The organism is Neorhizobium galegae, from assembly GCF_017877135.1.
GTDB classification, from domain to species: Bacteria; Pseudomonadota; Alphaproteobacteria; order Rhizobiales; family Rhizobiaceae; genus Neorhizobium; species Neorhizobium galegae_A.
Window position 1 is genome coordinate 84,027 of the sequence record NZ_JAGIPH010000008.1, and the last position, 23,780, is coordinate 107,806.

General features: G+C 61.3%; 21 protein-coding genes. 1 reads left to right on the top strand and 20 read right to left on the bottom strand.

Annotated elements, in window-relative coordinates; all coding sequences use genetic code 11:
• Positions 1 to 29: 29 nt before the first annotated feature.
• The 5 genes from J2858_RS20055 to J2858_RS20075 all read right to left on the bottom strand — a co-directional run bounded on the left by J2858_RS20055 (position 30) and on the right by J2858_RS20075 (position 5,630).
• Positions 30 to 1,046, bottom strand: coding sequence for an ABC transporter permease (locus J2858_RS20055; protein WP_210106638.1), 1,017 nt, complete (start codon positions 1,044 to 1,046; stop codon positions 30 to 32).
• A gap of 2 nt (positions 1,047 to 1,048) precedes the next feature.
• Positions 1,049 to 1,990, bottom strand: a complete 942-nt coding sequence (locus J2858_RS20060; RefSeq protein WP_210106639.1) for an ABC transporter permease — start codon at positions 1,988 to 1,990, stop codon at positions 1,049 to 1,051.
• A 59-nt stretch (positions 1,991 to 2,049) separates the two neighbouring features.
• Positions 2,050 to 3,606, bottom strand: a complete 1,557-nt coding sequence (locus J2858_RS20065) for a sugar ABC transporter ATP-binding protein (protein WP_245366826.1) — start codon at positions 3,604 to 3,606, stop codon at positions 2,050 to 2,052.
• A gap of 184 nt (positions 3,607 to 3,790) precedes the next feature.
• On the bottom strand, positions 3,791 to 4,864 hold the full coding sequence (locus J2858_RS20070) for a four-carbon acid sugar kinase family protein (protein WP_210106640.1): 1,074 nt from the start codon (positions 4,862 to 4,864) through the stop codon (positions 3,791 to 3,793).
• Complete coding sequence (locus J2858_RS20075) at positions 4,857 to 5,630, bottom strand: DeoR/GlpR family DNA-binding transcription regulator (protein ID WP_210106641.1); 774 nt, start codon at positions 5,628 to 5,630, stop codon at positions 4,857 to 4,859. Before J2858_RS20075 ends, J2858_RS20070 begins: the two co-directional genes overlap by 8 nt.
• Positions 5,631 to 5,781: 151 nt before the next feature.
• Here J2858_RS20075 and pdxA point away from each other — a divergent pair, with 151 nt between their 5' ends.
• A complete protein-coding gene (pdxA, locus tag J2858_RS20080) occupies positions 5,782 to 6,795 on the top strand; it encodes a 4-hydroxythreonine-4-phosphate dehydrogenase PdxA (protein WP_210106642.1) in 1,014 nt (337 codons plus the stop codon).
• A gap of 92 nt (positions 6,796 to 6,887) precedes the next feature.
• On the opposite strand, the gene J2858_RS20085 is transcribed toward pdxA, so the two are convergent.
• From J2858_RS20085 to J2858_RS20155, 15 genes are all read right to left on the bottom strand, one after another.
• Positions 6,888 to 8,120 carry an MFS transporter gene (locus J2858_RS20085; protein ID WP_281067753.1) on the bottom strand — a complete coding sequence of 411 codons (1,233 nt, stop codon included), beginning with the start codon at positions 8,118 to 8,120 and terminating at the stop codon, positions 6,888 to 6,890.
• On the bottom strand, positions 8,117 to 9,736 hold the full coding sequence (locus J2858_RS20090) for a GMC family oxidoreductase (protein ID WP_210106644.1): 1,620 nt from the start codon (positions 9,734 to 9,736) through the stop codon (positions 8,117 to 8,119). Before J2858_RS20090 ends, J2858_RS20085 begins: the two co-directional genes overlap by 4 nt.
• 4 nt (positions 9,737 to 9,740) lie before the next feature.
• Entirely contained in the window at positions 9,741 to 10,589 is an 849-nt protein-coding gene (locus J2858_RS20095; protein ID WP_210106645.1) for a fumarylacetoacetate hydrolase family protein, read from the bottom strand.
• The gene (locus tag J2858_RS20100; RefSeq protein ID WP_210106646.1) at positions 10,586 to 11,257 is read right to left on the bottom strand and encodes a DUF4286 family protein; all 672 of its coding nucleotides are present in this window, start codon (positions 11,255 to 11,257) and stop codon (positions 10,586 to 10,588) included. The genes J2858_RS20095 and J2858_RS20100 overlap by 4 nt, the downstream gene beginning before the upstream one ends.
• A gap of 35 nt (positions 11,258 to 11,292) precedes the next feature.
• Entirely contained in the window at positions 11,293 to 12,063 is a 771-nt protein-coding gene (locus tag J2858_RS20105; protein WP_210106647.1) for an ABC transporter ATP-binding protein, read from the bottom strand.
• Positions 12,060 to 12,839: an ABC transporter permease gene (locus tag J2858_RS20110; RefSeq protein WP_210106648.1), complete on the bottom strand. Its 780-nt coding sequence runs from the start codon at positions 12,837 to 12,839 to the stop codon at positions 12,060 to 12,062. Before J2858_RS20110 ends, J2858_RS20105 begins: the two co-directional genes overlap by 4 nt.
• Positions 12,840 to 12,908: 69 nt before the next feature.
• Positions 12,909 to 13,907, bottom strand: coding sequence for an ABC transporter substrate-binding protein (locus tag J2858_RS20115; protein WP_210106649.1), 999 nt, complete (start codon positions 13,905 to 13,907; stop codon positions 12,909 to 12,911).
• A 73-nt stretch (positions 13,908 to 13,980) separates the two neighbouring features.
• Entirely contained in the window at positions 13,981 to 15,024 is a 1,044-nt protein-coding gene (locus tag J2858_RS20120) for an NAD-dependent epimerase/dehydratase family protein (RefSeq protein ID WP_245366827.1), read from the bottom strand.
• Between the two features lie 71 nt (positions 15,025 to 15,095).
• Positions 15,096 to 15,752, bottom strand: a complete 657-nt coding sequence (locus J2858_RS20125) for a TetR/AcrR family transcriptional regulator (RefSeq protein WP_210106650.1) — start codon at positions 15,750 to 15,752, stop codon at positions 15,096 to 15,098.
• A 338-nt stretch (positions 15,753 to 16,090) separates the two neighbouring features.
• A complete protein-coding gene (locus J2858_RS20130) occupies positions 16,091 to 16,942 on the bottom strand; it encodes a 2-hydroxy-3-oxopropionate reductase (RefSeq protein ID WP_210106651.1) in 852 nt (283 codons plus the stop codon).
• Positions 16,943 to 16,945: 3 nt separating this feature from the next.
• Positions 16,946 to 17,731: a 2-oxo-tetronate isomerase gene (otnI, locus tag J2858_RS20135; RefSeq protein ID WP_210106652.1), complete on the bottom strand. Its 786-nt coding sequence runs from the start codon at positions 17,729 to 17,731 to the stop codon at positions 16,946 to 16,948.
• Between the two features lie 11 nt (positions 17,732 to 17,742).
• Positions 17,743 to 19,455 (bottom strand): ABC transporter ATP-binding protein, encoded by a 1,713-nt coding sequence (locus J2858_RS20140; RefSeq protein ID WP_210106653.1) that lies wholly within the window; start codon positions 19,453 to 19,455, stop codon positions 17,743 to 17,745.
• Positions 19,456 to 19,463: 8 nt separating this feature from the next.
• Positions 19,464 to 20,639: an ABC transporter permease gene (locus tag J2858_RS20145; protein ID WP_210106654.1), complete on the bottom strand. Its 1,176-nt coding sequence runs from the start codon at positions 20,637 to 20,639 to the stop codon at positions 19,464 to 19,466.
• Positions 20,640 to 20,648: 9 nt separating this feature from the next.
• A complete protein-coding gene (locus J2858_RS20150) occupies positions 20,649 to 21,635 on the bottom strand; it encodes an ABC transporter permease (RefSeq protein WP_210106655.1) in 987 nt (328 codons plus the stop codon).
• Between the two features lie 28 nt (positions 21,636 to 21,663).
• Positions 21,664 to 23,778, bottom strand: a complete 2,115-nt coding sequence (locus tag J2858_RS20155) for a family 10 glycosylhydrolase (RefSeq protein ID WP_210106656.1) — start codon at positions 23,776 to 23,778, stop codon at positions 21,664 to 21,666.
• Positions 23,779 to 23,780: the final 2 nt, after the last annotated feature.

The window sequence follows — 23,780 nt, forward strand, 5'->3', positions numbered from 1 at the left end:
CCAATGGATAATCGTGAATGACAGTTCGTTCAGCGCAGCATGGAGCGCAGCCGCTGAAACAGTTCTTCGCGCAGCAGAAGCAGGGCCACGAGAACGATGGAGCCTTCGATGATGGTGCGAAGGCCAAATTCCAGCCCGAGGGCCGAGATGATGGTGCCGAGTGTTGTCAGCAGGATTGCCCCGCCGACAGTCCCGAGAAAGGTGCCGCGCCCTCCGAGGATCGATGACCCGCCGATGACGACGGCCGCGATCGAGGGCAGCAGGTAGCTGTCGCCCATGCGCAGTGTCGCGCCATTGGAATAGCCGACCAGCATGATGCCGACGAACCCGCCACAGGCTGCACTGACCGCGTAAGGCAGGATGCGCGCGAGGTTTACCGGAACTCCGGCGATGCGGGACGCTTCGACATTGGTGCCGACGGCATACAGATAGCGACCGAAGATCGAACGGCTCTGAAACAGCCAGCCCAGGATGACGAAAACAATGAGGAAGATCACCGGCGCCGGCATGCCCAACAGGCGTTCCTTCATCAGCGCCACTGCGGCTTCCGGTGCAGCACCCCGGGGCGTGCCCATGGTGTAACCGAGCAGGCCGGAGGTGATGATGATCGACATCGCCATGGTCATGATGAAGGGGGGCACGTTCAACCAGACGATGCCGACGGCCGAGACGATGCCGGTCGCCGCACAGACCATGAGGATCGCCGGCAGCAACCACCAGGCCTCCGGATTTCCCGATCCGACGATGCTCGTCGCCAGAATGCCGCCAAGCGTGATGGTTGCCGGAAGCGACAGATCAAGACCGCCCGACAGGATCACCAGTCCCTGGCCAAAGGACAGAACGACCAGGAATGAACTGAGGACCAGCACCGTTTCAACCTGTGCCCAGGAGCCCAGCGAGGCGCTGACGAACCGGGCGCTGATGAGCAGGATCATGCACAGAATAGCGACCGCAATGGCGCTGATCGTTTCCCGGCTGACACGGGCGCTGCCGCGGCTATCGCCTTGCTGTGCAAAGCGCGTTTCAGGGGTCTGTTCCTGGGTCATGGTCATTTTCCTTCTCCGATGCGGGTCAGCAGGCCGCTGACGACAACGGCAAGAATGAGGATGACCCCCTGGAAAAGGCCGGTGTAGAAAGACGAGACGCCACTGGAAAACAGAACTTTCTGGAGGAGCATCAGGACAGCGGCGCCCACGATGGAGGCAAAGACGCCGCCGCGTCCGCCAGAAAGTGAGGTGCCCCCCAGGGCCACGGCAGCGAAGGACAGGAGGAGAAGCGGCGTGCCGGCCGTCGGATTGCCGGTTGCCGTCTGCGCGCTCAGCATGAAGCCCGCGACACCATAGATCATTCCAGCCCCGACGAAGGTGATCAGCCGAACACGGCGGGTGTTGATGCCGGACAGCGCGGCAGCATGCTCATCCGCGCCGATGGCATAGAGCGAGGCGCCGAAATTGGTTCTCAGCGTAATCGCCCAGACCACCGCCAGGGCCGCGATCACCAGACCCGACACCGGGATTATATGCCACAGCCGATCCGTCATTTCGTAGGAGATCCATTCGGACACCTGACCACCGGGCGCATCGAGGATGACAAGCGCAATCCCCTGACAAATGATCATGACCGCAAGGGTCGCAGCGATCGACTGCAGTTTCAGATAGGCGACCAGCCAGCCGTTGACGGCGCCCACGAGACCGCCGATCGCCAGGCAGATCAAAAACGACAATAGAGCACCGCCCGGCCCTTCGATCGGATAGACTGCCAGGACGACATTGCAGATCGAGATCACCCCGGCGAGCGACAGGTCAAACCCGCGGCTCAGGACGACCAGCGTCTGGCCGGCTGCGGCAATCGCCAGCGGCACGGAATTGTTGAGCAGCGAGGCAATCGCCGAGGCGGAAAGAGCTTTGGGCTGCTGCAAGGCGTAAAGCCCATAGAGCAGGAGATAGATGCAGATGATCAGGCTCGGCCCACGCGTCAGACGCTCGACCATGGACATAGCCTGAGAACGTTCTCTTTGCGGGGCAGCATGTGTCTGGGGAACGGTCGTCATCATGCCACCTCTTCTGTTTTACCACGATGGCCGACCATGGCTGCGACGATATCCTGCTCGTTGATCGCCGCGCCTTCGAAGCTGTCAAAAATCTGGCCGCCGTAGAAGGCCATGCAACGGCTGGCGAGCTGGACGATTTCGGGAAGCTCCGACGAATAGAACAGCACCGAGCCGCCCTCCTCGGCAAAGGCACGGATGGCCGCATAGATCGATTGCTTGGTGCCGACATCGACGCCACGGGTCGGGTCGAACAGCAGCAAGGTCTTGGCGCCGGTGGCCAAGCATCGTGCAATGAGCACCTTCTGCTGATTTCCGCCCGAGAGATCCGAGATCGCAAAATTGAGATAGCGCTTGTTGAACTCGACCTTTTCGCCGGTTTCGCGCGCCAGCTTCTGTTCAGCCGACGAACTGATGAGCGTCAGACGGGACACGCGCGGCATGACGGGCAATGCCACATTGGTGGCCGCCGTCAGACCGGCGAGAATGCCTTCGACTTTGCGCTCTTCCGGCAGGTAGGCAATGCCGCTTCCGGATTTCAGCGCCTTGCGCGGATTGCTGAGCGAAACCGTCCGGCCATCGAGCGCAATCGAGCCCGCTGCCGGCTTATCGAGCCCGGCCAGCATGCGAAAGAGATCGCGTTGCCCCTGCCCCTCCAGCGCCGCGACGCCGAGAATTTCTCCCGGGCGCAGTTCGAAGGAGACGTTGCGCAATGCGCCGCCGGCCAAACCATCAACGACGAGGCGCGGCGCGGCCTCGGCAAGCTTCGGCGCCACGCGGGCGGCATCGCGTTCCGCATGGGCCCGCCGGCCGACCATCATTTCGAAAATATCATTGTCGCTTGCGTTGGCGAGGTCGACCGAAGCGATGCTGCGGCCATTGCGCAGCACGGTTGCCTCACTGCAGACTTCCCGCACTTCGGCCAGCCGATGCGAAATGTAGAGGACGGCAACACCCTTGGCCGTCGCCTTGCGGATACGCTCGAAAAGCCAGTCGGTTTCGGCAAGTGATGCGGTGGGCTCATCAAGGACCAGCACCTTTCCGGCATATTCAATCGCGCGGACGATTTCGATCCGCTGGCGGTCGGCAAGCGGCAGCGATGAAATCTGCACATCCGGACGGACGCGCGACAAACCATGTTTTTCTAGAATTGCCGCACCGGCTTGGTTGCTGAGGCGCGTGGAAGCCAGTCCGAGCCGGCCCCGCGGCAAACGCGGCATCAGGAGGTTCTGGGCGACCGTCAGATTGGAAACGAGGCTGAGCTCCTGAAACGCGGTCGCCACCTGCAGTCTGCGCGCGTCAAGAACCGAATGCGGAACATAAGGCTGGCCGTCGAGATAAATCGCGCCTTTGTCGGGGCGAACGGCGCCCGTCAGGATGCGCACCAACGTGGATTTCCCAGCACCGTTTTCGCCCACCAATGCATGCACCCTCCCCTTCTTCAGGGTGATGTCGGCATTCTCGAGCGCGACCGTTGCGCCATAGGCTTTGCCCAGGCCGCTGGACACCAGCATACTCGAGCCGCCATGGCTGGCAGCTTCTTCAGCAATGTTTAGCAATGTCTCCTCCCAAGCTCTCAAGTCGTCAATGAAAACGTTCCCTGAGAACGTTCCCATACTTGCACAAGCGTTTTCACTGTCAAGCCTCCGTCTCTATTTTTTTGCCGGAGGAAAGTGATGATGGGCCTCAATCGCAGGCGGGTACGTGCGCCCGTTCCAGCAGAACCCCGTCCAAGCGCGGGGCTTATGGCGCGGATCGGGATACCGACAAAAGATGGGCAAGAAGGTCATCCCCGCCAAAACCGCCGGATTTGGTGAGGAGTGTTACCCCGTCGAGGCGACCGCCACGCACTTGGCTGATCGGAACGCCGCGCGCGGCCTCGCCGATGCAGAGCAGATCGCAGGCCTCAGCTGCCACCAGCACTGTCACCAGCGAATCGCCACCAATCACGACCACCGCTTCATCCCTCCCGGGGATGGCAAGCGACCTCGCGAGTTCACCAAGACGTCGTGCAGTCTGCGCAGGCGACGTGCTTGTCACCGATGGAGAATGGATGGTCAATCTCGAATAGGGATCGCGCCCGGCGGATAAACGCTCAAGCTGGCGAAGCGTGACCGGATGCCGCGTTCCCGTAATGACGGTCGTTATCGGTGGGATCGGGATCGACGGTCGTGCACCGGCATTGGCAAGAGCGAGCGCCAGGCCGCCGCTGCCGGACCAGAGAACGCGACCGGGAAGAGATCCGGCAATCCGCGCTGCAGCCTGTTGCAAGTCCTGCTGGGTCTTCGCGTCGACAATCCAGACGCATCCACCGGTCCGCGCTTCGTTTGCAAACATTTCATAGGGAGGGCGAAGAAGATGCGCCTTAAGGCCGTGACCGGCAAAGGCTGTGACGAGGGACGGACCTTCGGCGCGGCGAAAGTTGCCGACGCCTTCCTGCAGCATCTGCCATCCATCGATGGTGAGGCGACCGAGATCGGGGAAAGCGGGCGCGAAAACCAGATGATCAAATCCCCCTGCCCGATAGAGAGCAATGGTTTCGCCGACCGGATGGCCGCGCAGGACGCTGTCGACCTTCTTGAACCACAGGGTCGCGTTGCATGTCTCTTCGTTCAGCAAATGGAAGACGTTTTCGACCGCAAGCATGCTCTCGGCTTCTAAGAGGTGGCGGCTTTCGGTGCTGATGGCCATGCGATTGCCTGAGGGCTGAGGTGTGGTCCATCCAACCGGCACGGGCCACTCAGGCGAGGCGAAGGCGCAGGCACTGTCGAGCGCGCCCGTCAGATCGTCCGCGATAATCCGCAAACCGCTATGCATTGGCGATTTCCACCGTCGCGCCAGCCGACTCGATACTTGCACGATGGACGTCGGAAAGGCCGCTATCGGTGATGACGAGATCGATATCGGCCATACGCCCGAAGGCGCAGAAGGCGCGCAACTCAAATTTCGAACTGTCCGCCAGAAGCACGATGCGATCGGCCGCGGGCAGGACAAGGCGTTTGAGATCGGCAATCTCGGGCGTCGTGTCGGTCAGCACCGTGTCGAAAATGCCATGCACGCCAATGAAGGCAATATCGGCATGCAGGCGGGAGAAGAAATCCGCCGCGCCTGCACCGTAAAGCGTCGCCGAGCCCGGCCGCACCTGCCCACTCGCGACCGATACGCCGATATGCGGTCTTTGGCCAAGAATAAGCCCGATCCTCAGGTCGTTCGTTGCGGCATAGAAGGGCGTGTCGCGCTCGCCGGCAGCGGCGGCGGCCGCCGCCGTGGTCGAGCCGCTGTCGAAGATCACCGATTGCCCGGGCGTTATCAAGGTCGCCGCATGGCGGCCGATCGCCCGTTTCTGCTCGCTGGCCATCGCCTCGGCAATATCCTGCGCGGGCTCGAAGCCGGCGCGCATCGTCGGTTTCAGCATCGCGCCACCGTGGGTGCGCTCCAGATGTCCGGTTTCGCAGAGATAGTCGATGTCGCGGCGGACGGTGGAAAGAGAAATACCGATTCGCTCACTGAGATCCCGGACAGTGGCGGCGTCCTGCAGGCGCAGGTGCTCGATGATGCGCGCGCGTCTCTGGGCTGGAAACATGCCGGTATCTCCTGTCGGGCAATTCGGCGATGCTAGGGTGCGCGCCACAAAACGTCAACTACCTTCACAAAACACCAATAATAGGTGTAAATATGTTGCCGCCCTGGTGTTTTCTGGTAGAATTTTGGAAAAGCTGAATTCTGGAGCCACGATGACCGTCAAGACGATTGCAATCACGATGGGTGATCCCGCCGGTATCGGCCCGGAAATCTGCCTCAAGGCGGCACAATTGCTCTCTGAAAGACTGCAACGCGAGAGCCTGCGCCTGCTGATCGTCGGAAATCCGGAGATCCTGAGCAGGACCGGAACGGCGCTCGACCTGCCGGTGCCGACGGTGACAAGCCTCGATGCGCTGGAAGACGCGAGCGTCACCGCCATCTTGCCGGTGCCCGCCGCGGCCGCCGTTCAAACCGGTTGCATCGATGCAGAGGGTGGCCGACAGGCCTACGAGGCGGTCCGCATCGCCGTCGAGCTCGCACTGGCTGGGCGCATTTCGGCAATCGTCACCGCACCGCTGAACAAGGAAGCCATGCATCTCGCCGGGTATCACTATGCCGGCCATACGGAACTGCTCACCGAACTGACCGGGTCGAGCGGTGGCGTGATGATGCTGGCCCATGATGCTTTCAGGGTGACCCACGTCACCACCCATTGCGCCCTCGAAGACGTCCCTCGCCGCGCCACTGCCGACCGCGTCGGCCGGGTGATCGAATTGACGCATGAAGCGCTGGTCAGTCTGGGGATCAAAAGGCCGCGGATCGCCGTCGCGGCCCTTAACCCCCATGCCGGCGAAGGCGGTGCTTTCGGCCGGCATGACATCGACATCACGACCCCGGTGGTTGAAAGCTGGCGCGCCCGCGGGCACGATGTCGAAGGTCCTGTTGCGGGCGACACGGTTTTTGTCAAACTGCGCGCCGGCCAATACGATGCGGTGGTCGCCATGTATCACGACCAGGGACACATCCCCGTCAAACTGCTCGGCTTCCAAGTCGATCCGAAGACCGGGCAATGGGTCGGATTGTCCGGGGTCAATATCACGCTCGGCCTCCCGATCATCCGCACCTCCGTGGACCACGGAACGGCTTTCGATATTGCCGGCAAGGGGATCGCTCACGCGTCCAGCCTGGTCGAAGCCATCGACTACGCCGTCAAGCTTGCCCGCTGAACGGAGCACCAAAATGTTTGCCGCGAACCTTTTTGCGTCGGGCTTCTATGTGGGTGCCCATGCGCCCTCCCCGATATTCTGAACGCTCAGGCCTATCTATCGGGCAGAATGTTTGAATCGCCTCGATGATTTAATCGTCCTTGCAACTCTGGCACAGCTGCTGCGCCCTCTCGATCCTTCAGCAACAGGGCCAAACAAACGCCCAGAAAACTGCATGGCCCTATAAGGCCAAGGCTTCCTGTCCAGGTGCCGGTGACATCCACGGCGGCGGCGGCGAGAAGCGGCCCCGCCACCTGCCCGATTCCGCCGGCCTGATAGTAAAGGCTGGCGATAAAGGGCGCGCTGCGGCCCGAGCGCTGCACGAGGAGCGGGACCTTTGCCCAGAGCACACCGGGTACGATGCCGACGCAGATCTGGAAGCCTGTTCCCCCGACAATCCGGCTCCAAACCGGCAGGCTCGAAAGGAGGAACAATGCGGAACAGAGCCCCATGCCGAGGAAACCCAGGGCCAGCAGCCGGCGGGTGGACATTCCGCGGGTGAGACAGACGACAGCCAGCATGTTGCCGGCAATGATCAACAACGCCGCGAACCCGCCATAGAGAGCAGCATATCGCTGGCCAAGGCCGAGATCCGCCTCGGCAATGCTTGGCAGGAACCCGGTCACAATCAGGTTGATACCTGAAAACAGCAGAAAGGCCGCCGCCATCATCCAGACATCCGCCTTCAGCCGGCCGCTGCGCGCAGATTCCGTCGCGGCGGGTGCGGATGGCTTCGCTACCAGAAGTGCGCCGATTGCAAGGAGCGGCACGATCCCGCACCACAGGAACAGGTCACGCCGCCCGCTGGCATGGCCCACCAGCGACATGGACAAGAACAAAGCAAGCGCCACACCGAGGGGTAACCAGGCCGCCCAAATGCCGCCGACCAACTGGCGCCGCTCGGGACCAGCCGCCGCTTGAACGAGAGCCGGCATGGTCGTCACCACCAAAGGCAGACCAAGCGATTCAACCGCCCGGCAGGCAAGAATGACCGGCCAGCTGTCGATCATTGCCGCGGTCAGGCTCGCGCCGGCAATGAGCAAAAGGCCAAGAATGCCGGCCCGCAACACCCCGAACCGCCGGGCCGCGATCCCCAGAGGCACGCCCAGCAGCGCCGCTCCCAAACTGAACAGGGCGAGATAGAGGGAGGCCTCGGTCAGCGTCAAAGCGAATTCGCTGCGCAGCAGAGGTATGGCCGCGCTTGCCTTGCCGATCTGCATGGATGCTGCGGCCCCGCCGCACAAAGCCGACAGGACGACCGGCCATCTCACTCCGGACGCTGTCATTCCGCTGCCCGTTGCAGGATCATGTCTGCTGCCTTTTCCGCAATCATCGTCACCGGCGCATGGGTATTGCCGCTCGGTATAGTGGGCATGATCGAGGCATCGGCAATGCTGATGCCCTGCAGCCCTCTGACCCGCAGCCGATCGTCGACCACCGCCATTGCATCCTGCCCCATTCGTGCGGTGGAGACCGGATGAAAGATCGTCGTCGAGATATTGCCGGCAGCGTGGGCCAGTTCGTCGTCGGAGCCTAGGGCCGGCCCTGGCAGGATTTCGGTCGGCGCGTATTTTCGCAAGGTCTCGGTTGCCATCAACCGCCGCGCATGACGGATGCTCTCTACGGCGACCTCTCTGTCGACCGCATCGGCGAGATAGTTCGGCCGGATCGCCGGTGGCGACCGCGGATCGGCGTCCCGGATATGGATAGAGCCCCGACTGCGCGGCCGCAGGTTACAGACCGAAACCGTCAGGGCGGGAAACCGATGCAGTGGCTGGCCGAAGGCGTCCAGCGACAGCGGCTGCACGTGATATTCGATATTGGCGGTGTCGTGTCGATCCGACGATCTTGTAAAGATGCCGAGCTGGCTTGGCGCCATCGCCATCGGACCGTTGCGCGCAAAGAGATACCGTGCGGCGATGCCGAGCCGCCCGGCGAGGCTCGCGTTGATGTCGTTGAGCGTCTTTGCCCCGGTGATGCGAAAGACGGTGCGGATTTGAAGATGATCCTGCAAGCCTTCCCCGACGCCCGGCAGATGATGGCGGACATCAATGCCGTGGCTGGAGAGAAACGCGCCGTCACCGATCCCGGACAGTTCCAGCAGCTTGGGCGTGCCCACGGCGCCGGCGCTGAGCACCACTTCCGCTCCGGCCTTGGCGTGATGCAATTCGCCGTTTCTGCGGAAGGTGACGCCCGTGGCGCGCGTTCCCTCCAGTGTCACACCGGTCACTTCCGAATTGGGGAGCACCGTCAGATTGCGCCGTCGCCGAACCGGATCTAGGAACGCCTTGCGCGCATTCCAGCGGATCCCGTCCCGCTGGTTCACCGGAAAATAGCCCACGCCTTCATTGTCGCCGCGGTTGAAATCGTCGTTGGCCGGTATGCCCAGTTCGATGGCCGCTTGCCGAACGGCATCGAGGATCGGCCAGTTCAGGCGCTGGCGCTGGACATGGAGCTCGCCGCTGTCGCCGTGCATGTCGTCGGCGCCGCCCTGATATCGTTCCGATCGCCGGAAATAGGCCAGCACGTCGCTCCATCCCCAGCCTTCATTGCCCATCTGGCGCCAGATATCGTAGTCGCGCGCCTGGCCGCGCATATAGATCATGCCGTTGATGGAAGAGCAGCCGCCGAGCACCTTGCCGCGGGGATAATTCAACGCCCTTCCGTTCAAGCCGGGCTCCGCCTCCGTCTTCAGGCACCAGTCGAGCCGCGGATTGCCCATGGCATAGATATAGCCGACAGGCACATGAACCCAGATGTGATTGTCGCTGCCGCCGGCCTCGAGCAGCAGCACGCGCCGGCGTGGATCCGCTGACAGGCGGTTGGCCAGCACGCAGCCGGCAGACCCCGCGCCGATGATGATAAAATCGTAGCTGCCAGCATCGCGCGGGGCGCTCGTCATGGTCTTAACGCCCTTCCACGCGGACATGCTGCTCCTGATGGCCAAGCCCTTCGATTTCCAGGCGCATCACATCCCCATGCTTCAGCCAGACCTGCGGGCGCATGCCAAGCCCAACGCCCGGGGGCGTGCCCGTCGTCACGACGTCGCCCGGCTCAAGGGTCATGAACTGGGACAGATAGCTGACGAGATAGGCAACGCCGAAGATCATCGTCCTGGTGCTGCCATTCTGCCTTCTGACCCCGCTCACATCGAGTGTCATTGCCAGCTGGCCCGGATCGGCAATCTCGTCCGCCGTCACAAGCCATGGCCCGAGCGGTGCGAAGCCATCATGGCTCTTGCCCTTTGTCCACTGTCCTTCGCGTTCCGCCTGCCAGTGGCGGTCGGAGATGTCGTTGCAGATCAGGTAGCCGGCGACATGAGAAAGTGCCTCGGCTTCTGTGACGCGCTTGGCCTTTCGACCGATGACAAAAGCCAGTTCCACTTCCCAGTCCGGCTTGATCGCATCGGCCGGCAGCACGACGGCGTCATAAGGGCCGGCAATCGCCGATGTCGCCTTCATGAAGACGATGGGCTCCTTGGGTATCGGCAGGTTGGATTCCGCCGCATGATCCGAATAGTTCAACCCGATCCCGATCAGTTTTCCCGGACGTGCCAGCGGTGGGCCAAGGCGTGGATTTTCGGGCGCAAGCGGCAGTTCCGCAAGGTCGATCGCTGCGAGCCTTGCCAGCGCGTCCGGCTGCAGGGCATTGCCATCTATCTCGGACAAATGGCCCGAGAGGCTGCGAATGCGGCCGTCCTTATCGAGGATGCCGGGCTGTTCCGCCCCGATTTCACCATAGCGGACCAGTTTCATTGCATGCCTCCATAAATCGCCTGGGAATGATGATAGAGTTCCAGCCAATACTGGCCTTTGACCTCGCCCTTGCGGGCCGCAAGCGGGGGCGCTGCCCTGTCTCCAGCGTGCAGCGCATCACCCTGTTCTGCGTGCGGCAGCATGGATTCGATCAGCAGTAGCAGGTGGTCACCGGCGGCGGACCCACCATAAATCTTGCGTTCAGCTGTCGCGAGGCCGGAGGTTGCGACATCCGCCCGCCAGAGCTGGACGCGCCCGATGCCTGCCTCCGCCGCCATCGCGCCCAGCCAGTCCCGCACCGCATCGGCTCCAGCCTCGCCAGTGAGTGTGAAGCGTAGCGCGGTGATCCAGGTGGCGCAGAATGGCCCCTCCTCTCCCTCCTGATGGGCGATCGAGTAGATCCCGCGATTGGGATTGCGGAAATGGGTCAACGCCTCCTTGGTCCACGGGGTCGGTGCGTTGAGCTTGGCCATATAGGCATCCGATGCCAGGGTGCCCGGGTTCTCCGTCTCGTACATCATCAGGAAATGCGGGGCACCGGTCACGCAACGATAGCGCCGGCCGCGGCGAAAGCCGGGCGTTGAAACGCGCTCCGGCACATGCTCGCAGTTGTGCCATTGCTGGTAACGCATCAGATAGTCGTCATCGATGTCGGACCAGAAGGCCATGAGCCCGGTCCCATAATCGGGTCTTGTCATCAGGATCACTCCATACCGAGAAGCGAATAGACCCGGCGCGTATAGACGCCAAAGTCCTCGTGGGTCTTCATCTCAAGCCGCCGGGGGTACGGAAGCTTCACATCGATCATCTCTGCCAGCCGAGCCGGGCCTGCCGTCATGACCGCAATCTTCGAACCGAGCAGCACGGCCTCACTGATGCCGTGGGTCACGAACAGGATCGTCTTGCCACTCTCTTCCCAGATCCGCAGCAGTTCGAGGTTCATCTTCTCGCGCGTCAGCGCATCCAGCGCGCCGAACGGCTCGTCCATCAGCACCAGCTTCGGGTCGTGGATGAGCGATCGCGCGATCGACACGCGCTGCTGTTGTCCGCCCGAAAGCTGCTTGGGATATTTCTCCCCATGCTCAGAAAGCCCGACCAGCTGGAGCAGGTAGCGTGCGCGTTCACGCGCTTCCTTCATCGGCAGACCGAGAAACTCCGCTGGCAGCAAGATGTTCTCGGTGACTGTGCGCCATTTCAGCAGCAATGCCTGCTGAAACACCATGCCGATATGCCGGTGTGGATCGAAATCACCCTGCGCAGTGCCGATCTGCAACTCTCCGGCTGATGCCTTCTGCAAGCCGGCAATGATCATCATCAACGTGGATTTGCCACAGCCGGATGGTCCGACGATCGAGAGAAGCTCTCCTTCGTTGACGGTCAAGGTGACATCGGACAAGGCCACATAGGGCTTGGCACCGCCTTCGCCATAGACCTTGCGAAGGCCCGATATCCGGATGAACGGTTGATCTGTCATGCCTGCCCCCCGCGATTGACCAGCAGCCATTCGAGCAGCGCCACGGCACCATAGAGCGCAACACCGATCAGCGTTATCAGCAGGACGGCCATGAACATGGATGCCGTATCAAGATTGACCTGCACCTGAAGCATCAGATAGCCCAGCCCCTTGTCCGAGCCGATGAATTCACCCACCACCGCACCCGCCACCGCCAGCACGGCCGAAACCTTCATGCCTGAGAAGATATAGGGAAGCGCTCCGGGAAACTGGATCTTGCGGAAAATCTGCCAGCGCGAGGCCCGCACTGTCCGGGCCAGATAGAGAAGTTCCGGCTCGATCTCGGATAGCCCCTTGGCGGTCGTAATCACGACGGGGAAAAAGCAGATGGCGAAGGCGATCATCATGTTGGTGATCAGGCCATAACCGAACCAGACGATGATGAGCGGACCAAGCGCCACCTTTGGAACCATGTTCAGCGAGACCAGCAGGGGCATGAAAAGCAGGAGCGCCGTCCGGCTCCAGCTGAACACCAGCGCCAGCGCGACACCAATGACGACGGCCAGCGCAAAGCCGCCGACGATCTCGATCATGGTGACGACGGCGTTCTGCGCCCACCGGTTGCCGGTCTCGGAAAGGGTCGCGAGCATCTCCGTGGGCGACGGCAGCATATAGGGGGGCAGCCCGCCATAATCGGCAACCAGCTGCCAGATGAGGATCAGCAACAGATGGATCAGGACGGCTCCGCCATAATCCTGGAGAAACCCGGCCGCTGTGTTTTTGAGAAATTGGCTCATGGCGGTCGCCGCCGACCCTGACGATGAGCAAGGGCATCCCTTGGCATCGTCAAGCTCAGCGGTGCTCCTTCACTGTTTCGGGGCGATCATCCGGACCGCGGGGTCGATGAACTCGTTCGAATAGAAGGTTGCCGGGTCAAAAGGCTGCGCAACCTTGAAATAGGTGCTCACCAGCTTGTAGTCGGCAGCCACCCGATCCGGATCGAAATAGCCGAGCCCCTTCGTCGTGGAGAATTTATCTGCCATCAGATCGACGGTGACGTTCCAGTTGGCCTGCTCGTTCTTGACCACCAGCCCAGACGCATATTCAGGCAGGATGGCGACGCATTCCTCCCGCTTCTCGGCACAATGAAGATAGGCGCGCTGCAGGATCTTGACGGCCTTGCCGACCAGTTCCTTGTGAGCTTTGAGGAAAGTGCCATTCGCCAGGATGGAATTGCCATAGGGGTTCAGTCCCTTGTCCGACCAGTCGAACCAGCGCAGATCGTCGCCAAAAGCATTGGCCATCACATGGTGGTAGTTGGCGAAATAGGTGGTGCCCTGGATCGCGCCGGAAGCCATCGAACTCGCCTTGGCATTGGCGGCGATGTTCACCCATTCGATCGAATTGGCGTCCATTTTGTTGACGCCCGCGAGCGCCGGCCACATGGCCCGGGCGGCATCGCCCGGCGGGTTGCCGAATTTGTGGCCGGGGAAATCCGCCAGATCCTTGATGCCTGAACTCGCCAGCCAGTAGAACCGGTAGGGTGTTTTGGCATAGACGCTCATGACCGCCGTCAGATCCGCGCCAGCCCCCTTTGCCACCATGGCCGTGCCAAGATCGGCAATACCCATGTTCGATGCGCCGGCACCGACGCGTTGCGCCGCCACACCCGAGCCCTGCCCCTGCTCGATGACGAAATCGATGCCCGCTTCCTTGAACCAGCCGGCGTGTTTCGCCCAATAGATGGCCGCATGCTCCCCGGCCGTCACCCAGTTCAGGGTGAATGTAATGCGCTCCTCGGCCGCAGCGGGTGCTGCAAACATCGCGGCAAGCGCGATGGCCGTCACTCCAAGAGCTACCCTCATGCTCATTCCTCCCGTAAGCACCCTCCTCCGCAACCAAAGGGGGCGGGCGCACCTCCCCCATCGGGCATTTCAATCAGAATGCGCCCTGCCGCTCCTCATAATGCGTAGGTTTTCCATGGCTTGGCATGTCGCGCTCGATCCAGTCCGCGACCCAATCGATCATGACCGCCAGCGGGATGGAGGGGTAGCCGAACAGCCGCTGCGCGTTCAGCGTATTGTTGTACCAGCCGTCGGACTGCACCTCACCAGCAAAGACGGGCTCCTTGCCGAAACGCCGCCCGAATTCCCGGGCGGCCAGAACGACGCTCATATGTTCGGGACCGCCAATATTGAGCGGACTGGTGGGAACGGTTGCATGGGCAAGCGCGCCTAAGATCTGCGCATTGGCATCCCCCTGCCAGATGACCGAGGCAAAGCCGGTTCCAAGTGGAATGGGCGTGCCCGTGCGCACCCAGTTGGCGATATCGTGCAGCACGCCATACCTGAGATCGATGGCATAGTTCAGCCGCGCCAGCCGGCCTGGTGTCTGGTACTTGCGCGAGAAATAGCCGAACATCCGCTCGCGTCCGACGCAGCTGGTCGCATAGTCGCCGGTCGGACCCGGTTCGACCTCTTCACCGAAACCTCCCTCGGCGATCGGCGCAAAGGGATAGACGCACAGAGTGGAAAAAGCGACGATCCGCGACGCACGATACTTTTCGGCCACCAGCGCAGGCACATGGGTGTTCATCGCCCAGGCGAAGCTGCGGTCACCGTCGGTGCCGAATTTCTTGCCAGCCATATAGACCACGTTCGCGGCGTCAGGCAGAGCCTGCACCGCATCGCGGTCGAGAAGATCGCAGGACACTGTCTCCACCCCCCAGCTGTCCAGCCGGCGCCGCACATCGGCGTCGGAAAAGCGTGCGACGCCGGTTACTTTCTTTTCCGGCGCGGCGCGCTTTGCCATGCGAGCAAGGGTTGGCCCAACTTTACCGGCCACGCCGAGAACAAGAATGTCGCCCTCAAGGGAGCGCAGCTTGTCGGAGAGCCACGAGGGCGGCGTGGACAGCAGATCCTCCAAGGTTTCTTCGGATTCGATGGATGCGGGCATGCCGCCGGCAGCAACAAGATGTGTCATGGGCCTCCTCCAGAAATTAAGTAAACACTTAACGCAGGCTCCGCAGGCAGTCAATCTTTTTAAGTGTCCTATTAATTTTTTGAAGGAAGCCGGAGATAGGAAAGGACCACGTCGAGAACATGCGCTTCCCGCCGCGCCAGGGCTTCGTCCGTCATGAGGTCCTGCTTGAGGACAAAACCCATCGTGTGCCTGTTGGAGAGATGAAAATAGCTCTCGGCATTGATCGTCAGGAACAGTTGGACTGCATCGACATTCGATCGGAAGATCCCGGCTGCGACCCCGCGCTCCAGCGTCTCGGCGATCAGATCGAGAAGCGGATCGTAGAGGGTGCGGATCTTCTCCGACTGCTTGATATGGCAGGCCTCATGCATGTTTTCGGAATTCAGAAGCCCGATGATATAAAGATTGCCGGCAAAGAAGCGGAACGTCGCGCGCACCAGTTCCGCCATTGCCTCCTCTGGGCCCAAGTTCCGGACATTGGTGTCGTTATGATGGGTCCGGATACGGACATAGGCCTGCTCCATCACTGCGATGAACAGCGCCTCCTTCTTCCCGAAATAGTGGTATACGAGATTGATGTTGACGCCCGCGGCCCGCGAAATGGTTTCCACCCGTGCGCCATCGAAACCCTTTGTCGAAAACTCGTGCGTCGCAGCCGCCAGGATAACACCGCGCAGATCGTCGCCATCCTCTTTTAGAATCCGCCCTCTGCTTCTTTTCTGCTGCATCGTGATCGACACCTCTCCCAAACATCAATTAAGTGATATTTTAATTGATTGCCTATTGCTAGCCTGTTGTCGAGGATCCACGTGCGGATGCCTGGAGCGCTTTCGCTGAGTTCGAGGCTGGTCTTCGCAGAGAGCGGCAAGGTGGAAATGGAACCAGCCGTGAAGCGGGAGGCCCATCGGGTCGCGGCGGGCCTCTTTGCAATGGAGACGTCGATCGTCCACGCATCAGGCCATTGTGAAAATAGCTTGGCATTCCCATCGAACGAGGCAAGGGAAAATTCGGAAGAACGGCACGACACAAAAGATTGGGATCAGCGATAGCGCGCCGCAGACCGGCCTCATATTGCCTTGATCAGCGCCGAGTGGTCCTTGTCACCCAGCCCCTTTTCCAGGGCAGCGTTCATCAACTGGTGTACGATGGCTGTGTTGGGCAGCATAAGCTCCAGCAGCCGTGCCGATTCGAGCGCCAGGGACAAATCCTTGTGATGCAAGCGTATCCGGAAGCCGGGCTCGAAGGTTTCGTTGATCATTCGCTCTCCATGGACGTCGAGAACCCGCGACGCTGCAAAACCGCCCATCAGAGCCTTGCGGACAGTGGCGGGATCGGCGCCCGCTTTGGTGGAAAACCTCAGTGCTTCCGAAACGGCCTGGATGTTGAGGGCAACAACGATCTGGTTGGCGACTTTGGCGATCTGGCCATCACCGACGCCGCCGATCAGCGTGATGTTCTTGCCCATCTTTTCAAACAGCGGCCTTGCCCGATCGAACACCTCGGGCTTTCCACCGGCCATGATCGTCAGCGACGCAGATTTTGCGCCTACTTCTCCACCCGACACCGGCGCATCGAGGTAGTCACAGCCGAGAGCCTCGATGCGGGCGGCGAATTCCTTGGTCGCCAGCGGCGAGATCGAACTCATGTCGATCACCAGTTTTCCGGGGTCGAGCGCCTGCGCAACCCCGTTCTTCCCGAAAAGCACGTTTTCGACATCGGGCGTGTCGGGCAGCATGAGAATGACAACTTCGGCGGCCTGCGCCACCTCCATGGCAGAATCGCAGGCTTGAGCGCCATGCTCGACGAGATGCGCCGAAACAGGCTTCACCCGATGCAGGTAAAGCTCGTGGCCTGCTTCGATCAAATGCTGCGCCATCGGGCGCCCCATGACGCCCAGTCCGATAAATCCGATTTTCAACGCTTACACTCCTCGCTGATATGCCTTCATCCAACCCAGTCCCTCGCGGGTGCCGGCCGCCGGCCGATACTCGCATCCGACCCAACCCTCGTAACCGAGCGCGTCCAGACGCTTGAAGATGAAGTCGTGGTTGATCTCTCCGGTGCCCGGCTCATGGCGACCGGGATTGTCGGCGATCTGGACATGGCCGATTTTGTCCTGCAGCCGCTCGAAACCCGCGACGAGATCTCCCTGCATGATCTGCATGTGATAGAAGTCGTACTGGATGCGCAGGTTGGCGTGTCCGACCCGGTCCATGATGCGCTCGGCCTGATCGGTTGTCGTCAGAAGGTATCCCGGAATGTCGCGGGTATTGATCGGCTCGAAGACCAGCGCAATGCCGGCCTCGGCCAGCCGTTCCGCGGCATAGCGCAGATTGCCGACAAGCGTGTCTTCGAGGCTGGAGAGGTCGAAACCGGCAGGCGCAATCCCGGCAAGGCAATTGACCTTGCGGCATCCAAGCGCGTTGGCGTAGGCGATCGCCCGGTCGACCGATGCCTCGAATTCGGCGGTCCGGTCCGGAAGGCAGGCGATCCCACGTTCGCCGGCCGCCCAATCGCCCGCAGGGAGATTGAAGAGGGCCTGTTTCAGTTCATGGCGCGCCAGTTCGGCAGCGATCGCCTCAGGGGCGTGCTCATAGGGACTGACATATTCCACTGCCTTGAAGCCATCGGCGGCGGCAGCGGCAAAGCGATCGATGAACGAATGCTCCGTGTAGAGCATGGACAGATTGGCTGCAAATTTCGGCATGCTGGACGGCCTCAGGCTTGATCTGCGCGCAGGCGGTGAAGCATGCGCTTGTTGCGGGGATCCGGATTCGGAACGGAGGAGATCAGCCGCTTCGTGTACGGCTGCGACGGCCTCGTGCAGATGATCGCGGCATCGCCGACTTCGACGATCTTGCCCCTGTGCATGACGGCCACCCGATCGCAGAAATAACGGACGACCGAGATATCGTGCGAGATGAAGATGAAGCTCAGTTGCAACTGCTTCTGGATGTCGATGAGGAGATCGAGGATCTGACTGCGGATCGATACGTCGAGAGCGGAAGTCGCCTCGTCTGCAACGATGACTTTCGGGTTGAGGGCAAGGGCCCGAGCAATGCCGATCCGCTGGCGCTGGCCGCCCGAAAACGCGTGGGGATAGCGTTCCATCACGAGCGGATCCAGGCCCACCTTGCTCAGAAGTTCGGCAACGCGCGCCTCCACTGCCTTGCCGGACATGTTCCCGGATATGACAAGCGGATCGCCAATGATCTGCTTGACGGTCATGCGCGGATTGAGGGAAGCGAACGGATCCTGAAAGATCAGGCGGACGTCCTGATGATACCGTCGCAGATCGGTCTTGCCGAGCGCGGTGACGTCGATCGGGTCGGCGTCGGTTTGAGGGTGATACGCGATCGTGCCGGACGTCGGCTCGACAATGCGCAGGATCATCCGTCCGAGTGTGGTCTTGCCGGAGCCGCTCTCACCGACAATGCCGAGGTTTTCGCCGGGATAGAGATCCAGGCTTGCATCATCGACAGCCACCAGCCCACGACCACTGGTGCGGGAGAACAATCTGGAGGGTGCGCCGTAGATCTTGGTAAGATTGCGCAGGGAAAGAAGCGGCTCGACGGATGGGGAAAGCGAGGTCGGCAGCGCGCGCACGGCTGCTGCGCCCTCGAGCTTGACGGTGGCATCGAGAAGCTGGCGCGTATAAGGGTGCTGGCTGGCGTGGAAGATGTCGTCGACCGGCCCCCGCTCTACGATCTTTCCGAAGCGCATGACAGCCACTTCATCCGCCACTTCGGCGACAATGCCCATGTCGTGGGTGATGAGCAGCATCGCCATGCCGCGCTCGTCCTGAAGCCGCTTGATGAGGTCCAGGATTTCGGCCTGGGTGGTGACATCGAGCGCGGTCGTGGGCTCGTCAGCGATCAGCACTTCGGGATCACAGGCCAGGGCCATGGCAATCATTGCTCTTTGCCGCATGCCGCCTGAAAATTCGAAGGGGTAACGGCGGGCCATCAGCTCCGGTTCTGGGATCTCGACCTGGCGCAGCAGTTCGATGCAACGCGCGCGCGCCTCCTTCTTCGAAACCCGGCGGTGCAGGCGAACCGCTTCGACGATCTGCGATTCGATCGTATGGACAGGCGACAGAGAGCTCATCGGCTCCTGAAAGATGAGACCGATCCGGCCTCCACGCATTGCGAGAACCTCGCGGCTACCTTCCGCAAATGTCGCGACATCCACCTGTCCATTCGGTCCGTCGAGCAGGATCTGGCCGTCGGTCATGCGTCCCGGCTTGTCGATGATTCGCATCAACGCCCTTGCCGTCACCGATTTGCCAGAGCCGCTCTCCCCGACGAGCGCCAGCGTCTTACCACGGTTAAGGTCGAAGCTGACGTCGCGGACGGCATGCAGCACATGCGTTCGCAGACGGAAGTCAATGGACAGGTTTCGCACGGACAGCAATGTTTCGGGCTTCATCATAGTCCCTCTCAATTGTCGTAGGGATCGGCTGCATCACGCAGTCCGTCGCCGAAGAAATTGAACGACAGCACGGCCAGAACCACAGCGAGGCTCGGCCAGATCAGCAGCCACGGCGCGGTGGCGACCGTCCGGACGTTCTGGGCATCCTGGAGCAACACGCCCCAGCTGACGACCGGCGGCTTGAGGCCAACGCCAAGGAACGACAGCGAGGTTTCCGCGACGATCATCGTCGGGATGGCGAGTGTCACGACGGCAAGGATGTGGCTGGTCAGCGACGGCAGGATGTGGCGGAAGATAATCCGGCGTTCTCCGGCACCGTCGAGCCTTGCAGCCGTCACGAAGTCATCGCCGCGCAGCGCGAAAAATCGTCCCCTGACCTCGCGCGCCAAGCCCGTCCAGCTCAAAAGCGAAACGATCAGCGTGACCATGAAGTAGACCGAGAGCGGAGACCAGTTGAGCGGGATCGCGGCTGCCAGCCCAAGCCAGAGCGGAATGGTCGGCATGGCGCTGACGATCTCGATGATCCTCTGAATGAGGGTATCGACCCAGCCACCGTAGTAGCCAGATACCGCTCCCATGATCACGCCGAGCGACAGGGAAATCGCCACACCCACAAGTCCGATCGACATCGAGACCCGTGTTCCATAGATCAGGCGGCTCATCAGGTCGCGACCGAGGCGGTCGGAGCCAAGCAGGTACATCGGCTCGCGGGCATCCAGAGGACCAACCAGATGGGTTTCCATCGGAAGGATGCCCCAGAGCTTGTAGGGAGCGCCTTTGACGAAAAAGCCGATCGGAATGATCTTTGTCTCGTCAACGACGAAGCTGCGGCGCAGCGCCTTGGGCTCGATTTCGATCTTGTAGCCCTTCACGTGTGGCAGAAAACCGGTCCCGCCATCAGCCTTCTGGGCAAACAGCGCGATCCTCTGCGGCGGCGCGAAGGTGAACTGGGGTCGGGACATGTTGGGCAGGCCCGGCGCCAGGAATTCGGCGAAGGCGCCGATCAGGTAGAGAACCAGAATGATGCCACCGGCGAAGGCTGCGACCTTGTGGCGGAAAAAGCGCTGGCGGATCAGCGTCCATTGCCCGGCGGCCTCCAAGGTCTTCACCTTGCCGTTTGGCTTGAGCGGGCTGATGGCGGGGCCAGTCTCGAGGACGGCAGTTGAATTCCTATCGGTCAACATAGCTACTCCTCAGTTGAACCGGATCCGCGGATCAAGCACCGCCAGGAGAATGTCGGAGATCAGCATCCCGACCAGCGTCAGCACACCCATCAGCAGAATGAAACTGCCCGCCAGGTACATGTCCTGTCCGACCAGCGCACGGAGCAACAAGGGGCCGGCTGTCGGCAGATTGAGGACGATTGCCGTGATGGTCACCCCGGAAACAAGGTCCGGCAGCACCCACCCGATCGAGCTTACGAACGGATTGAGGGCGATGCGGACTGGATATTTCAGAATGACCTTGCGCTCAGGCAGTCCCTTGGCGCGCGCCGTGATTACATAAGGCTTGCTCAGTTCATCGGAGAGGTTTGCCCGCAGGATCCGTATCATGGCGGCGGTACCCGACATGGCGATGACAATCACTGGGATCCACATGTGGCTGAGGAGATCCGTGAGCTTGGCGAGGCTCCAGGGAGCATCAACAAAGTCGGGCGAGAAGATGCCGCCGACACTTTGTCCGAGGAACCGGTAGCTCGCATACATCAGGGTGAGTGCCATGATGAAGTTCGGCACCGCGAGCCCGATAAACCCCAGCAGCGTGAAGGCGTGATCGCCGAACGAATGCCGCTTGACCGCCGAATAGATGCCGATCGGCAGCGAAATCGCCCATACGAGCAGAAGGCTTGCCAGCGAGATCAGCAGCGTCGATCCCATCCGGTCCCAGATAAGAGTGGAGACCGGTTGGTTCCATTCGAACGAGTAGCCGAAATCGCCGCGGGTCAGGATCCCGCTGATCCAGACGAAATACTGAACATAGACCGGCTGGTCGAGGCCATATTGGGCGCGCAGCCGCGCGATCGTCGCCTCGTCGAGGTTCTGTCCGCCGTCAGCCATGGTGGACAGAAGCGATGTCAGATAGTCGCCCGGCGGCAACTGGATGATCATGAAGGCGATCAGCGACATGCCGAACAATGTCGGTATCATGTACAGAACGCGCTTCGCCACATAAGCCAGCATGGTTTCCTCCCGCTGCGTACGACCTGGCTTACGACTGCCAGGTGAGATGAACCGTTTCCAGCGCATCGACCGAGGGCACCAGGACCTCCACCCGGCCCCCCACGACACGACATGAAACGACTTCATCTTTCACCAGCAGCCTTGCCGCCGCCGATGTGCGTCCCTTCGGCAATGCGATCGAAAAGGTCTGCTTACCGATTGGATAGACCTCCCTCAGGGGACCTTTCATCATCATCGGGTTGGTGAGGTTGACCAGGAAGATCGCCATGGCGTCGTCGCTTTCGTAAACGGCGATATCGATGATCCCCTTGCCTTCGACGCGGACGCGATGATCCTTGCCGATCGCCCAGTTCACCGCATTGGCGATCAGCCGGCCATGATCAGGGGCAAGCACTTTCCAGAAGACCTCGCCGATGTTCCATGGGATGTACACGACACGGCCGCCCTGTCCGGTCTCTCGGGCAATGACGGCGGCGCCCGTCGGCGCCTGTCTCGGATAGACCTCTTCCATCGGCAGATCGGGAAAGTCGGGAACGTAGAGGAACGGGGTCTCGGCCGCGGCATCCGCATCGACGGCGATCAGATGGGTTCCGCCAATGATGCGGGTGGCGCCTTCGTAACCTTGGTTCACCGGATGCGGCGCATACAGCGCCACATAGGTGTTCTTGACCGGACCGCGGGGCGCCGCCGTCAAGGATGCGCCGAAAACACGCGACAGACCGAAATCCTCCCGTCGCGTCCCGACTTCGTCGTAAAGCGAGGTTTCGTGCGCCGCCACGACTGATCCGCCGCGCTGCACATACTGCTCGATCGCCGTGCATTGCTCGTCCGACAGATATGTCGCATTGGCCAGCACGATCAGCTTGAAGCGATCGAGCGCTTCCGGCGTCATCACCTGGTCGGACAGGAATTCAAACGGAATGCGCGCTTCCACCAAGGCATGGTAGAAACCAAGATCGTTATGCTCGGCGATATGCCTTTCCTCGGGTGCCCAGTGGCGCAGGGTCGTGGACGGATCGATGATGGCGATCTCGGCTGTCGGCTGCATTCCCTCAACCTGCGGCTCAAGCGAGGCATGCAAGTTGAATGCGTCGACGACAGGCTGAACCCAGCGATCGTCAGGAACGCAGGCATTGAACTTGGTGAACCAGGGAAACAGACCCTGGGCGATGCCATCGTGGATCCACAGTTTGATCTCCTCGCCGCTCTGAACGGAATCCTTCCAGCGATATTCTTCCTCCGGCCCGATCGAGGTGATCAGTCCGACCGGGCGGTCACGGAACGTCCCGCGAATGCGCTTGCCGTTGCGGCCGGCCGACCAGCCGACCTCCACGCCCTGACGCGCCTGATGATCGACGAACAGGATTGGGCAATGCTTCTGGATGAGCGAAAGGTCGAATTCCATCAGAGACGAACCGCTCATGTTCGGGATGAAACTGGCATGGGGGCGGACGGCCTTGACCGTTTCGTCCCAATACACCACGAGTTCGGTCAGTATTCGGCGACGCCATGCGGCCCATGCCTGCCAGGCCGGGTCGCTGGCGTCCGCCTTGGCCGGCAGGTCGAAGCCTGTTTCGTTCCTGAACCGCCTCTGATTGTCCTCGCTGTAGGAAATCCCGTGCCCCTGCCATCGGTTGGCAAAGACCGCATCCACGTCGTATTTCGTGATAATCTCGCGGATCACCTCGGTGGTGAAGTCGCGATTGTAGCTGCCCAGCGCATCGGTGACGAAAATGCCCGGAAAGGCCCAATGCTCACGGGGACGTCCGTCGCGGTTGATCGCCACCCATTCGGGATGTGCCTCAGCCGCATCCGCATGGATCGCATGCGGATCGACACGCGCCATCACGTGCATTCCCAGTTTGCGCGCCCCCTCGACGATGGTCCCGAACGGATCGGTGCCGCCGATGAATTTGGACACGTAATGCAGCGGGATCTCGCTGGGGTAGTAGGCGATATAGCCGCCAGCCGAGAGGCACACCGCATTCGACTTGGTGCGCCGAAACACGTCGATCCAGAATTCCGGATCGTATTTGTCCGGATCGTCTTCCGCGAACGTCAATTGCGTCCATCGGGTGGCTGACTTGTACCATTCGGGAGAGCGGGCGGTGGAAACGACGGATGCGTCTGGTCGATGCAGCATAT

What these genes read in the sequence shown, in the direction of transcription:
- J2858_RS20055 (WP_210106638.1), bottom strand. Translation starts at nt 1,046, where the DNA reads ATGACCCAGGAACAGACCCCTGAAACGCGCTTTGCACAGCAAGGCGAT.
- J2858_RS20060 (WP_210106639.1), bottom strand. Translation starts at nt 1,990, where the DNA reads ATGGTCGAGCGTCTGACGCGTGGGCCGAGCCTGATCATCTGCATCTAT.
- J2858_RS20070 (WP_210106640.1), bottom strand. Translation starts at nt 4,864, where the DNA reads ATGCATAGCGGTTTGCGGATTATCGCGGACGATCTGACGGGCGCGCTC.
- J2858_RS20075 (WP_210106641.1), bottom strand. Translation starts at nt 5,630, where the DNA reads ATGTTTCCAGCCCAGAGACGCGCGCGCATCATCGAGCACCTGCGCCTG.
- pdxA (WP_210106642.1), top strand. Translation starts at nt 5,782, where the DNA reads ATGACCGTCAAGACGATTGCAATCACGATGGGTGATCCCGCCGGTATC.
- J2858_RS20085 (WP_281067753.1), bottom strand. Translation starts at nt 8,120, where the DNA reads ATGACAGCGTCCGGAGTGAGATGGCCGGTCGTCCTGTCGGCTTTGTGC.
- J2858_RS20090 (WP_210106644.1), bottom strand. Translation starts at nt 9,736, where the DNA reads ATGACGAGCGCCCCGCGCGATGCTGGCAGCTACGATTTTATCATCATC.
- J2858_RS20095 (WP_210106645.1), bottom strand. Translation starts at nt 10,589, where the DNA reads ATGAAACTGGTCCGCTATGGTGAAATCGGGGCGGAACAGCCCGGCATC.
- J2858_RS20100 (WP_210106646.1), bottom strand. Translation starts at nt 11,257, where the DNA reads ATGGCCTTCTGGTCCGACATCGATGACGACTATCTGATGCGTTACCAG.
- J2858_RS20105 (WP_210106647.1), bottom strand. Translation starts at nt 12,063, where the DNA reads ATGACAGATCAACCGTTCATCCGGATATCGGGCCTTCGCAAGGTCTAT.
- J2858_RS20110 (WP_210106648.1), bottom strand. Translation starts at nt 12,839, where the DNA reads ATGAGCCAATTTCTCAAAAACACAGCGGCCGGGTTTCTCCAGGATTAT.
- J2858_RS20115 (WP_210106649.1), bottom strand. Translation starts at nt 13,907, where the DNA reads ATGAGGGTAGCTCTTGGAGTGACGGCCATCGCGCTTGCCGCGATGTTT.
- J2858_RS20120 (WP_245366827.1), bottom strand. Translation starts at nt 15,024, where the DNA reads ATGACACATCTTGTTGCTGCCGGCGGCATGCCCGCATCCATCGAATCC.
- J2858_RS20125 (WP_210106650.1), bottom strand. Translation starts at nt 15,752, where the DNA reads ATGCAGCAGAAAAGAAGCAGAGGGCGGATTCTAAAAGAGGATGGCGAC.
- otnI (WP_210106652.1), bottom strand. Translation starts at nt 17,731, where the DNA reads ATGCCGAAATTTGCAGCCAATCTGTCCATGCTCTACACGGAGCATTCG.
- J2858_RS20140 (WP_210106653.1), bottom strand. Translation starts at nt 19,455, where the DNA reads ATGATGAAGCCCGAAACATTGCTGTCCGTGCGAAACCTGTCCATTGAC.
- J2858_RS20145 (WP_210106654.1), bottom strand. Translation starts at nt 20,639, where the DNA reads ATGTTGACCGATAGGAATTCAACTGCCGTCCTCGAGACTGGCCCCGCC.
- J2858_RS20150 (WP_210106655.1), bottom strand. Translation starts at nt 21,635, where the DNA reads ATGCTGGCTTATGTGGCGAAGCGCGTTCTGTACATGATACCGACATTG.
- J2858_RS20155 (WP_210106656.1), bottom strand. Translation starts at nt 23,778, where the DNA reads ATGCTGCATCGACCAGACGCATCCGTCGTTTCCACCGCCCGCTCTCCC.